Annotated in this window: 12 protein-coding genes and 2 pseudogenes; 10 read left to right on the plus strand and 4 right to left on the minus strand. The window is 32.2% G+C overall.

What is annotated here, in order from left to right; genetic code table 11:
• Window positions 1–68 precede the first annotated feature (68 nt).
• The 8 genes and pseudogenes from CJF42_RS05505 (at window position 69) to CJF42_RS05535 (ending at window position 5720) form a co-directional block, all read left to right on the plus strand.
• Window positions 69–1136 (plus strand): porin, encoded by a 1068-nt coding sequence (locus CJF42_RS05505; RefSeq protein ID WP_095365720.1) that lies wholly within the window; start codon window positions 69–71, stop codon window positions 1134–1136.
• A gap of 674 nt (window positions 1137–1810) precedes the next feature.
• Window positions 1811–2197, plus strand: a complete 387-nt coding sequence (locus tag CJF42_RS05510; protein ID WP_095365721.1) for a BlaI/MecI/CopY family transcriptional regulator — start codon at window positions 1811–1813, stop codon at window positions 2195–2197.
• 9 nt (window positions 2198–2206) lie between these two features.
• Window positions 2207–2620: a hypothetical protein gene (locus tag CJF42_RS05515; protein ID WP_095365722.1), complete on the plus strand. Its 414-nt coding sequence runs from the start codon at window positions 2207–2209 to the stop codon at window positions 2618–2620.
• 45 nt (window positions 2621–2665) lie between these two features.
• Window positions 2666–2989: pseudogene (locus tag CJF42_RS28455) on the plus strand (M56 family metallopeptidase); the annotation flags it as partial.
• 93 nt (window positions 2990–3082) lie between these two features.
• Entirely contained in the window at window positions 3083–3607 is a 525-nt protein-coding gene (locus tag CJF42_RS29005) for a M23 family metallopeptidase (protein WP_286203467.1), read from the plus strand.
• A gap of 80 nt (window positions 3608–3687) precedes the next feature.
• Complete coding sequence (locus tag CJF42_RS05525; protein ID WP_095365724.1) at window positions 3688–4530, plus strand: hypothetical protein; 843 nt, start codon at window positions 3688–3690, stop codon at window positions 4528–4530.
• 5 nt (window positions 4531–4535) lie between these two features.
• On the plus strand, window positions 4536–4703 hold the full coding sequence (locus tag CJF42_RS29240; RefSeq protein WP_353651674.1) for a M23 family metallopeptidase: 168 nt from the start codon (window positions 4536–4538) through the stop codon (window positions 4701–4703).
• A 393-nt stretch (window positions 4704–5096) separates the two neighbouring features.
• Window positions 5097–5720, plus strand: a complete 624-nt coding sequence (locus CJF42_RS05535; protein WP_095365725.1) for a LysE family translocator — start codon at window positions 5097–5099, stop codon at window positions 5718–5720.
• A 198-nt stretch (window positions 5721–5918) separates the two neighbouring features.
• Here the strand turns inward: CJF42_RS05535 and CJF42_RS05540 are convergent, their stop codons facing one another.
• The 3 genes from CJF42_RS05540 to CJF42_RS05550 all read right to left on the minus strand — a co-directional run bounded on the left by CJF42_RS05540 (window position 5919) and on the right by CJF42_RS05550 (window position 9049).
• The gene (locus tag CJF42_RS05540) at window positions 5919–6878 is read right to left on the minus strand and encodes a M14 family metallopeptidase (RefSeq protein ID WP_095365726.1); all 960 of its coding nucleotides are present in this window, start codon (window positions 6876–6878) and stop codon (window positions 5919–5921) included.
• Window positions 6879–7026: 148 nt separating this feature from the next.
• A complete protein-coding gene (locus tag CJF42_RS05545) occupies window positions 7027–8373 on the minus strand; it encodes a sensor histidine kinase (protein ID WP_095365727.1) in 1347 nt (448 codons plus the stop codon).
• On the minus strand, window positions 8366–9049 hold the full coding sequence (locus tag CJF42_RS05550) for a response regulator transcription factor (protein WP_095365728.1): 684 nt from the start codon (window positions 9047–9049) through the stop codon (window positions 8366–8368). The genes CJF42_RS05545 and CJF42_RS05550 overlap by 8 nt, the downstream gene beginning before the upstream one ends.
• A gap of 781 nt (window positions 9050–9830) precedes the next feature.
• On the opposite strand from CJF42_RS05550, the gene CJF42_RS27225 reads away from it, so the two are divergent.
• Window positions 9831–11939 (plus strand): methyl-accepting chemotaxis protein, encoded by a 2109-nt coding sequence (locus CJF42_RS27225; protein ID WP_212668780.1) that lies wholly within the window; start codon window positions 9831–9833, stop codon window positions 11937–11939.
• Between the two features lie 75 nt (window positions 11940–12014).
• Here CJF42_RS27225 and CJF42_RS05560 read toward each other — a convergent pair.
• Window positions 12015–12452, minus strand: a pseudogene (locus CJF42_RS05560) (LysR family transcriptional regulator); the annotation flags it as partial.
• A gap of 96 nt (window positions 12453–12548) precedes the next feature.
• Between CJF42_RS05560 and CJF42_RS05565 the strand changes: the two are divergent.
• Window positions 12549–12728 (plus strand): hypothetical protein, encoded by a 180-nt coding sequence (locus tag CJF42_RS05565; RefSeq protein WP_095365730.1) that lies wholly within the window; start codon window positions 12549–12551, stop codon window positions 12726–12728.
• Window positions 12729–12731 lie beyond the last annotated feature (3 nt).

Genomic DNA, 12731 nt, shown 5'->3' on the forward strand with positions numbered 1-12731 from the left:
TTCTGTTAAATGTTGTTAGTACTCATAACTAAAATATATAAATCAACAAGCGATAATTGGGGAACAAGATGAGATTCAGCACTAGTTTGGCTTTAGCAATAGTATTTCTCGTACCTACTATGGTACTAGCGGATAATGATCTATTTAATTGGTACGGTAGTATTCGGGTTCAATTAGAAGACACCAATAAAGGTGGAATAGAATACAAAGATAACTATTCTCGTCTTGGTGCTTACGGCTCGAGTGAGATTCTCGATGGCGTTAAGGCTACATATAATTTCGAATTTAGGCTTTTTACTGATGATGGCTCATTTGCGGGTAATGACGAGCAAGCTCGGCTTGCTAATGTTGGTCTAGAAGGGGGCTTTGGCTCAGTGTTAATTGGTAAGCAATATTCACCAGCATGGAATTTTACTGATAATGCTATTGATATCTTCTCTGATATTGATGAATCGGCTGGCTGTACCAATGAATCAGCGGGTGTTATTTGCCATACAAGTCGTTACGGACTTTACGCGATAGATACGGCTGGCAACGGACATTATATTGAATATTTACGTCCCGATCGTGCAGTAACTTATGTCACTCCAGATATGGCGGGGTTTCAAGTTGCATTTATGACAATATTAAATAATGGCGATGTTAAATCCGATGCAGTTGGTACTGAGAATGAAGATATTATTGGTTATAATGTTGCGGCCAAATACGTTATTAATGACTTTACTTTCTCGGCTTCACGATACGAACTAACCGCATTTGAGGGTGATAATGAAGTTGATTCATACCAAGTAGTTTATAATCATGATAATTTGAGCTTAGCAGCACATTATCAAGACTCTAGTGATCTACGATTTTATACAGGCTTAAATTCAGGTGGAGAAATAGTTAAAGAAAAAGTTTATGGAGTTTATACCGGCTATAAAATAGGAAAAATTCAGCTGCAAGCAAAATATGCAATTGTTGATATGGACTCGCCGAGTGGTTTAACTGTTGATTCCAATCAGCTAATTTTAGATGCTATTTATCAACATAAACTTGGCTCTTTTTATGTGGAATATAGTATTTGGGGCGATGAAGCAGAAGAAGTATTTGAAGCTACAGATAAAATATTAGTAGGCTATAAACTTAATTTATAATCGTGTATAAACTCGGTTACAGCTATAACACATGTTTATTACTTTATAAGAATAATTGCCATGGATGGCTAATTGCAATGTCATATTTTTATACGCATCAAATTTGTACTTCCATTAAGAAAACAAAAAAATTATGTTTAATATTAGGAGGTTTGAGGAAAAATTAATCATAAGAAAATTGAGGCGATCAGAGTCTATACGACTCTCAAAGATCACTTGAATTAAATATATTTAATATCTGTTTAGTTATAACCTCTTTCAAAACAATCGTCGTCTTGATTTTGATTTTTTTCATTTCTTACTGTATTCAACTTCATAATAATATCCTACTTTACCTTGTATATAAATTTTGTGTATTGTCGTTAGTCAAATTTTAAAGCACCATTATAAATCTAATTTATTACCACATTTATTTTATGAATGTTGAGTATTGCCTTAGTAAATTTGACATTGCCAACATACAACAGAACTTTAATTAAGTACACATTAAATGATCTAAATAAGCCATTTTTATTAAGTTTTTACATAAATATAATTATTATTACTACCATAGAACATGATTTATCGCTGAGATTAGGGATATAAACTAAATTGCGACAAGTGTCGCGCTTGTTGTTGCATTACTGCGACACTTGTAGCACTATGGTCATAGTTTCCATTGAATAAGAAAAATAATGCAACTTACATCACAACCAACAGCACCAGAATTAGAAATATTGAAGTTACTTTGGCACGAAGAGCCACGTACAGCTCGTCAGTTACATAATGAAATTATAAAAGTATTTGATTGGAGTTATTCGTCTACTCGAAAAACCTTAGAACGTATGGGTGATAAAGGTTTTATAGAAATTCAAAGCCAAGGTAATAAAAAAATATATTTTTCTCAATTAGACAAAATGAAGACTCTGGCAAATTTTGCTCAAGATTTTGCAAAGCGTGTATTTGAAATTGATGGCCCTTTACCCGTTGCTATGTTTACTGATAGTAAATTAATAGACGATAGTGAAATTGATGATTTAGAGAAGTTACTAAATGATCTAGAAAATTCATCTAAAGAATAGGGCTTTTAAATGATATATTCTATTTTAATGTCATTAATTGGGTTTGTATTATTTAGTGTATTTCTTGTTTTAATAAAACAATTAATTGAGAAATTATCTTCAAGGTTATTACAGTTTCCATTATTTTGGCATGGGTTATTACTCCTATCTTTTATACCATTATTACCCGTGAGCTATAGATCATCAGAGTCAATTATTCCAAGTATATTATTAACTGATTTTGTTCATTCAAATACAGTATTAAAAAGTTCAAAAATAATAATTAGCCGAGTTTATAATCATGATATAGGACAATATAGCTTCATTATATTGCTTATGATCATAGGTATTGGCTGTGTTGTTTCTATAACAAGATTTATACAATCTTGGTTTGCTTTAAATAAATTTTCATGTAAGTGTGAAAAGGTAAGTAAATCTAAATGATTTAATAAACAAGAACTACGCTTTTTAAATGGTAATAATGTTAAATTTATACAAAGTCAATTATCACATTCTCCATTTGTTTTTGGGATTTTTAACTACACAGTTGTGATCCCCAATAACTTTGATGATATGTCTCTCGAACAAAATAAATTACTACTACTACATGAGTTAACACACGTTAAAAGGCATGATCCAGTAGCAGTATTTTTGTATCGTTTATGTTGTTCAATTTTTTGGTTTAATCCATTATATAAACAGCTTGAAAGTGGATTTACAAATGCGATGGAACTTAATTGTGATGCTGATGTGCTAAAACAAGTGCTAAATAAGAAATTTGATTATGCTAGAGCTTTATTAGCAAGTCTAAAAATATATCAAACACCACTTAATATGCACGGATTAACATTATTTTCTGATCCTAAACACGATAAGTCTATTTTTGAAGTTAGGATCAGAGAAGCAATGGCATCAGATAATAAAAATAGATATGACATAATACAAAAACTTGTATTGTTGACTGCTTTTATACTATTAGGCGTCTTTTCTTTTATAGCTAAGGCTACTTTAAACGTTTCACAACTTACAAATAATGTAAAAGGTCTAAAACCGATAAAAGAAGCTTGGATTAGTTCTAACTTTGATGAAGTAAATGAATATAGAGGTCCTAAGCCTCATCAAGGAATTGATTTTGCCTCTAAAATGGGAATAAAAATTACAGCAAGCTTTAGTGGCAGAGTATTAATCGCTAATTCAACTAGCTTACATAAGAACTACGGAAAGGTCATTTTGATTCAAAATGCTGATAATAATATGCAATCTTTATACGCACATTTAGATAGTTTCAATGTTACTGCTGGCCAAATCATAAATCAAGGGGATGTCATTGGCACTGTTGGCAATACAGGACGTGTAACGGGTCCTCATTTACATATTGAACTGATTAAAAATAACAAACGAGTAAATCCTAATAACTATTTAGACCTTTAAACCAATCTAAAATCCATACTCTGAGTAAATTTTCAGGCTAAATTGCTTGGGGTTTTCTATGCTTAAAATTCGAGTAAACTATGAAAAAATTAATTATATTGGGCAGCCTTTTTTTATTTGGATGCCCAACAATAAAAAAAGATTGTACTTTCAATGAGTACAACCAAGTGTTAGCCAAAGTGTTTAATAACAAGCCGGATGATCAAATCAGCAATAAAGATATAGTAGTATCGAAAAACAAAAACATACTAAAATTAAAACAAGGAGAAACTTTAGCTCAGTTACTAAAACCATATGGTGTAAATTCTGCTGATATCTTAAAAATCAGTAATGCGCTAACCCCTTTTATTGCTGTTAACAAAATGAAAGTCGGTCATAAAATATATATGTCATTGATAAATAGCAAAATTAAAAGTATGGAAATCCCTATAACTTTTAACCAACAAGTTAGGTTAACTAAAGTTACTAATAACTGGCTAGCAGATAAAATAGACTTAGAGACACTCACTAGCCATAAACTTATAACAGGTAATATTTCAGAAAGTTTTTATCAAAGCGCATTAGATACAAAAGCACCCATTACTGTAATTAATCGGTTTTTGTTGGCATATTCCCATAGTGTAGACTTTCAAAGAGCTATTAGAAAAGGAGATAGTTTTAGACTTATTTATACTGAGAAATCCTTAAAAGACAATATTAAAGTCAAACGTGTTGATAAATTAAAGTATGCTGAATTGACTCTATCAGATAAAACAACCCGTTTATATCGATTCGAAAACGATGAAAGAGGTGATTACTTTTATGATGATGAAGGCAAGCTAGCGAGTAGTTTTTTGCTAAAAACCCCACTTGAAGGTGCACGTTTATCTTCTCATTTTGGTAAAAGAAAACATCCAGCATTTCTGGTTCATTTGGCAATTTAGTTCGTATAAAACACAAAAATGGCTATCAGTCACTTTATGCACACTTAAATGGATTTGCTTCAGGAATTAAAAAAGGCATAAAAGTAAAGCAAGGGCAGGTGATCGGTTATTTAGGCAATACAGGTTTATCACAAGGGAGACATTTACACTTTGAAATTCATGAAAAATGGTAAAGCAATTGATCCACTAAAATTGAAACATACAAGTAGTATTAAATTAAAAGGTAAACAGTTGATTATTTTTGAAAATTATAAAAAAAAGATGCATAAGCATCTGATTTAGTAATTGAAAATGGACTGAGTGGAAATAGTTCTCCGCATTGTTCTACTACCTATATCCATGTAAGAAAAGATCATTAAGCTATAATATTTGCTAAAGTAAATAGAGAAAGCTACTATCACTGTAAGTTTAACTCTATAAGTTTAGTATATGTGTCTTGTTAGCTGTTGTTGTAATCGCTGCCCCCCTGCGATTTAAGTTTTATTTTTAGTTACAAAAACTACTTAACCTTATACATCTTATTTAAAATGGTGCGTTTTTAGCGCCTGAAATTTAATGGAGTTATTATGACTTTTGAATCGTTAATGGCATTTGCTGGAATTGTATTTTTAATCGCTGTTATTCCAGGCCCGAATGCATTATTAGTAATGTTTACAGCTTTAGCTAAAAATCGTTTGATGGCTTTCGCCAATGTCGCTGGCGTAGCACTGGGTTTTATCGTTCATGCATGTATTTCTGCACTTGGATTGAGTTTACTTATTGCTCAATCGAGCATGGCATTCATGGCGTTGAAGTGGATAGGCGTTATATATTTATTGTGGTTAGGTTGGAGTAATCTAAAAGCAGGATTAAACCTAAAATTACTTAATATGCCAGAAAATAAGCCAATAAACAGTTTAACCAATAATTTTGTAAAGGGATTACTAACAAACTTACTTAATCCTAAAATAGTTTTGTTTTATTTATCGATATTTCCGCAATTTGTTAGCCAGAAAGCCGTTTTCACAGAAAGTCTCTTACTTGGTTTCACGCAAGCTATCGTTGTTTCGAGCTGGTTCTTAGTCGTAATTCTGCTAGCAAGAAACTTTAAGGAATTTTTAACAAATGCGAAACGCACCCGTTGGTTGAATTTCATCTCTGGTGGGGTTTTTATTGCGTTTAGCGCTAAATTAGCTACGGCTAAACTATAAACTAAGGTGAGACTGACATATAGTGCCGGTCTCAATTTCACTATTCAATAGTAGTCAAAGTATATTTGTTTTCAGAATTATTCGTTTTTAACCTGAAACTGGATACTTATTTACGTGTCCATTAATGTAGTATTGGTGAAATTTTTGGTTAAAGTCGAATCAGAATGTCCTGTATAAGAGCTTAAGTTGGAGTTCCTTTTATATTGACAAAAACATACCGCGGATAGCAGCCATTTGTGGTTCAACACGTTCTGCATCTGGGGTCTCATCAGTAAGGTATTCATCACAGTATTCGGTGGTAAAACTCGCCGTAGTATAATGTTTAACAAGTTGACGTACTCGTCCAGTTACGGAACCCATTTGACTCATTAGCAATATACCATTATGATTTGGTGAACCATATAAAGTATTATCATCAACGACATGGTGGCCTTCATTTCTTACCTGTTGAATGATTTTGTCGCCTAACGTTTTGTCTTCATCAAAGGCAATTAAAAACATGCCTTTAGGGAATATATCTAATTCAAACAATTCTCCTCCAGCTTGAGCACTTTCTTTATCTATCGCTATGTCCATAAATGGTGTTTCGTGTAAATCTATCGCCGCAGTAAATTTTTTAGTTAAGTTGTCTTTGAATATACGAGCATGTAACTCTTTTAATGAGCCTGAAAAAGCCCTCATTTCTTGTGTTTTAGCACCTTCTAAAAATGCGTCTCTATTGATATCTATTCGACCTTCGGTAAAACGCAGTTCTTTTTCATAAGGACCTGGGCTAAGGCAAGGGTATATTACAATATTAAACTTTTGTTTTAGGTCTTTAGCGTCTTGTTCTGCAAATTTTAATGTTGCTAGAGGTCCACTTTTTTCATACCCATGAGTGCCGCCAATAACCAAATAACAAGGTTTATTTTGTGAAAAGTTACCAATAAGAATTCGAAATAAATCGTGAGTTGTTTTTACTGGTTCGCTGTTTTGATTATTAGTTTTGTAACTAACTTCACCGTATTTTTCTACAATGAAATCACTTCGTTCATTGAGTGCATGTATTCTTGGTACTATTGTTTTTACATAGTCTCTACTTTCTAATACAGGGTGTTGTTGATACCAGTTTGCAAATTGTTCTTTTGTCCACGGGCTTTTTTTAATTTTTTTCATCATTCATTCTCTTATTTTAAGAGCTTACACAGCATGTAGAATATCATAACAAAAACTTTAGACTCCCAACGTTGATATAATACTTTACCGACACTAGAATTTTTAACGATCAGTTTTTTACCTACTAGTTGCTCTGGTTTTAGATTTACTTTTACTTGTTTATAAAAACACATGTAAATTTAGCACCACCCATATGATTATTTTTTACTGAAATATCACAATTCATTTTCTTACAAGCAGCTTTACTGATAGAAAGACCTAAACCTAACCCACCAGTTTTCCTGCTTCGGCTTTTATCTAAGCGTGAAAAAGGAATAAATATAGTATTAAAATCTTGGTTAGGAATGCCTGGACCATCGTCTTCAACAAAAAAAACTATCTGATTATTATTCATTTTTAATGAAACAATGACTTCACTTTGTGCATAGGTCATTGCATTTTTAATTAAATTATCTATTAGTAACCTCAGGTATACTGGGTTTGTTGTAATTTCAAGACTGTCATCAACTTTTAACTCAAACTTAAGATTGTTATTTGGTTTTAGTGCTCTAATACGAGAGTTTATAAAAGCTAAAAAGTTGATAGTTTGGTAATAGTCGTAATCTTTATCATTGCCTGTAGAATTTAGTTTTGAGAAAGAAACTATTTGACTAATAAGTTCATCTATATCATCTATATAGGTATCTATATTATGAAGTAATTCTTTTTGGAAATCATTATCGCAGTTTTGTCTTAAAAGCCCGGCGGCTAATTGGATTCTACTTAAAGGAGTTCTAACTTCATGTGGAACAGCTTGTGCAAAAATTTGATTTTCATTTACTGTATTATTAATAGAGTCTGCCATAATATTAAAGCTATCTGCTAGCTTATTTAGAGGCTTTGTTAACTTTTGGTTTGATCTCACTGCCATGTTGCCTGTACCAAAATCTATCTGAGTTTCTATTAGTTGATTAATTTGTTTTTGTATCGTTCTAATAGGCCAATAGATAGTGAAACCTATGCTTATTAAAACTATAAATAATAGTATAAAAGGGGCTAGATCGTCTAAATCATAATTCGCTAATATTTTTGGTTGGCGATCCTCTTCTGGTTCAGTATCAATAAGTTTAATTACTAATTTAGCTTGCCATTTTTCTAGGGTATAAACGGCTATAAATTCATAAATATCACTTGTATAAACTTCAATTGAATGTACTGAGCCAATATATTCACACTGAGTACATTCTAGATTATCTGATATAGACAACCATAGTGTCTCTATTTCTTCAGATTTATATTGATAACGAGTAATACTCTGTGATTGTTTGTTAGGTGAAGATTCAAAATGATATAAAATATCTTCATAAACAGTGTCAGTATGCTTAACAAATTCTTCAATATCATTTTGAATAAAATAATTATCAATCACAATAAAAGTAAAACTAGCACTTACAACAACCGCAAAGGCAATACTAATATATAATCGAGTAAATAAAGAAACAGAAAACAATTTATCCATGGAGTAACATGTAACCTTTATTTCGAACTGTAGTTATGATTTTGTAAGGCATCTGGTTATCATTTAGTTTTTTTCTTAAACCACAAATACGCATATCAATTGATCTGTCATTAAAGTCATGATCTATACCTCTAAAAGCTTTGCTGCAACCATCTCTAGAAACTGGATTGCCAATATTTTGTTCGAGTAATATCAATAACTCTAGTTCAGCACCTGTTAATGCGAGTTCTTTCCCGCGGAAAAAGGCAACTTGTTTTTTAGAATCGATTTCTAATTGGCTATGCTTGTTTTTTGATTCACTTTGAGTTTTATTTGTCCTTCGTAATAAAGCTTCTATTCGAGCAACTAATACAAGCGGTTTGAGTGGTTTTGTTAAAAAATCATCAGCACCTAATTTTAATAAACTAACTTCGCTTACATCGTCGTCGCATGCAGTTAAAATTAATATAGGTCCTTGATAGAAATCTCTAGATTGTTTACATATTTCAATACCATTTATCCCAGGTAACATAAGATCTAAGATCATTAAATGAGGTTGATACGTTTTTATGCCATCTAACGCTTCAGAGCCATGATGTATAACATGTGTATCAAATCCTTCAGCCTCTAAATATAAAGATGTTAAACGAGATATTTCTGCATCATCTTCAATAATTAATATTTTATTCTTGTTCATTAACCCTCCAATTATTAGCTTAGTTTACTTTTTAATTTTTAAGAATATAAGAGAGGCTTACAAACGCTTACATAAGCAAGTATTTATTAAAAATTGTTCTAATAGTGACTCTAAAATTGTGCCATAGATGAGATTTAGACGAAATGACACATGACAACTTGGTAGACACCATCTTTTAATTAAAATATTTGATAGAGGCATAATGCAGTAGTGTTATTAAGTAGATGTTGTAACTGTAATTTTTATTATGATGACTATCATGATGCTTTAGATGGAAGCCTTGATTGTTTCATTGCTATTTTTGACAATTACTATATCGCGTCTCTAGATATTTCATTGGTTTATCCAAAAATCAGTTGAAATAATGTTGCTCTAAACTCTTCCATTAAGTTTATTCGGTGATATATTATAAATAAAACATCAAAAGGGGTACGATATTTTCACTTTATAAAGCTTGCTCAAAGTTGTTTTGAATAATTAATACAAAGCAGGTTTAATTGTCAGAACCTAAAAGTGGCATAAATTCAAAAGGCTGCATTTGGCGCAGTTAAGGCTAATGTGGCAGAAACATTTCATCAGATTTTATGGAGGAATAACTCGGGCCTTTAGAGGTTAGGCGAAACAGTGAGGCATGATCCATTATGCTCTTATTTATCATTATGTGTATTTAGGCGCTGACGATCTAGATTATACAGAGCTTTCGATCAAAACGAGTAAAAAATTGACGGTGTAATTTCTTAATTTGAATTAGCGCCAACATTAAATAATTATAAGAGTTCGTATGCTTACTAAAATTAAAAAATCTTTAAGTACCAAAATAGCTGTCTTTTCAGTCTTAGCAATGTCATTTGTCTTAATTTTAGGCATGGGGACCAGCACATATTTTTACAATGATATGAATAAAAATACACAATTAAAAATTTCATCTGCACTAGATGATTCTGCTAATAAACAGATTTTAGGCATATCAAATACCATTAAATTTAATATAGAGTTATTGTTGAAACCAGTTATTAATAATTTAGCGGTGATCCGTTCTAATGTTGAATTATCCGGCCAGCAACAACTCAACCCTGACTTTATTGTTAAGCAATTTGATGCAAGCATGCGGCCACAAGAAAAAGATGTATTTTCTGGATATATGGTATTTGAACAGAATACTTGGCCAGAGAATACTTCTATAGAACTAACAAAAGCATTTAATAAAAATGGTAATTTAGCGCCATTTTTCTTTCCTGATGGTAAAGACGGTTTTGATTATGTTGCAATGGAATCTTTTTCTAACAGTAAAATAAATTCTAATGGAGAAAGAACTGATGATTGGCATTTAAAACCCTATGAAACTGGCGAGTTATTCTTCATGGAGCCATATTATTATGATGTTCCTGGTCGAGGTAAAGAAATCATAACTACAATCAGCGATGTAATACAAGTTAATGGCCAAAACATAGGCAGTATTGGGTTTGATTTGTCTCTTATTCGTATTCAGAAACTAGCTGAAAATATGGATAAAGATTTATATCAGGGCGCAGGTCGTATCATAGTTGGTTCATGGCAAGGTATTATTCTAGCTGACAGTGATAACGCTCAAAACGTTGGTAAACGGATTTCAGATATTCCTAACACCGTTAATTGGCAACAAGCAAAATCAGCAGAGGATAACCGTGAGCTTATTAATGTAAATAATAGAGCTAATGCATTCTCTCGTATCAATACTACAACAAGTAATCCTTGGATTGCTAATATTTCTGTCCCAATTACAGTTCTAAATAGAGATAAAAATGAGTTTAATGCTTGGTTACATCAAAAGTCTAGTAAAGCACTTTCTATTGGCCTACTGGCTGGAATTTCAGCTTTAGTGTTAGGTTGTTTTGCGATGTTTGTTATTTCTAAAAGTATCACTGGTACACTTTATATTTTGATTACTAGGTTAAAAGATATAGCACATGGAGAGGGAGATCTAACTCAAAGAATTTCAGTGTCGAGTCAGGATCAAACGGGTCTTCTAGCAGGACTGATCAATCACTTTATTGATAAATTACAAACTATGATCACAGATATTTCATCGGTCACAACCGAAGTAGATAATAATTCAGTTCAAGGCAAAGAGACCTCTCATGAGGCAAGTTCTAGGCTTGATAGACAAACTGCAGAGCTTAATTCACTCACAGTGGCAGCACATGAAATGTCAACAACAGCAACCGAAGTTGCAAATTCTGCATTACAAGCATCAAATGCTGCGCAAAAAGCACAAGACGATTGCTTAGCAGGAGTAGAACTAGCAACATCAACAACTCAGTTTATAGAAGGTTTGTATGAGTCTTTATCTGAAGCAGAAATAAAAACCAACTCACTATCTGATTCTGCTGCAAATATTGAATCAATTTTATCTGTGATAGGGGGTATAGCAGAGCAAACAAATCTTTTAGCGCTCAATGCCGCTATAGAAGCTGCTAGAGCAGGTGAACAAGGCCGTGGTTTTGCGGTTGTAGCTGATGAGGTTAGAACATTAGCTGGTCGGACTCAACAATCTACAGAAGAAATTAGAAAAATGATCGAGCTACTAACAGGAAATACAAAAGGAGTTGTTAATATGATGGCTCAAAGCTTAGAAAAAGTATCTAGTTGTGTTGGCTCAGCTAGAAATGCAGAAGATGCTTTTAAAGGCATCAATAGCTCAATTGATGTTATTAATATGCAAAATACACATATGGCAGCAGCAGCGGAAGAACAATCTAGGGTAAATGAAGAAATTAATCGAACACTAACCATTATTTCTGATATGTCCAATGAAGCTAACAGCATTGTTCAAAACACAGCGTCTTTAAGTGATGATCTTAATGATAAAGTAACAGATTTAAGAACTCAATTAAATCAATTTAAAATTTAAATATTTTAAGTTATCAAAACAATTAAATTAAAAAATTCAGTAAACCTTTACATTATTGATGATTAGATCTCTTCCCATTTCAATTTCACATTTTTTTAGTGCATCTAAGCTATTTGGGTTCCAAGTTTTGTTTTTGAGTCTGACATTGGGGGCTTTTCTTAAAAGATCAGGCATAAAAAATGGGAAGGTTAAAGAATAAGCAGTATCTAATAAATGAATATTAAATTGGCGTTTACTCAATGCTGGTTCAAATACTCTAGGGTGTGTTAACTGTTCTAACTGTTGAATAATTAAATGTAATTGTGGCGATAATTCTAGTGCACGCGGTGTCGCTTTTAACCCTTGAGATGTTCGTTCAAACAACTGATCGTTAAATATCTCTCTAAGTTTAGCTAGGTGTTTACTTACGGCGGATTGACTAAGATGTAATCGATTGGCCGCACTGGTTACACTGAGTTCTTCAAGTAGAATCTGTAGTACTCTTAATAGATTTATATCAAGTTTATTCATCACTTAAATTCCAAAATGGAATAATTGACACTATAATAATTCATTAGTGCTCATATTGGTATGCTCTTATACTGTATTTTCTTATTTAAGGAAATACAAATGACAAAACCTCGGAACTTATTATTGCTTATGTTGATGGTTGTTTTTAGCCCGTTAGCCATCGATATTTATTTACCAGTATTACCGCAAATGGCTCAAGATTTTTCCGTTGATATTACTAAGATGCAATCAAGTGTTTCAGTCTTTATTTTATGTTTAGGCACGGCAAGATCATTATAAATT

The sequence above is a fragment of the Pseudoalteromonas sp. NBT06-2 genome (assembly GCF_002276045.1).
Lineage (GTDB): Bacteria > Pseudomonadota > Gammaproteobacteria > Enterobacterales > Alteromonadaceae > Pseudoalteromonas.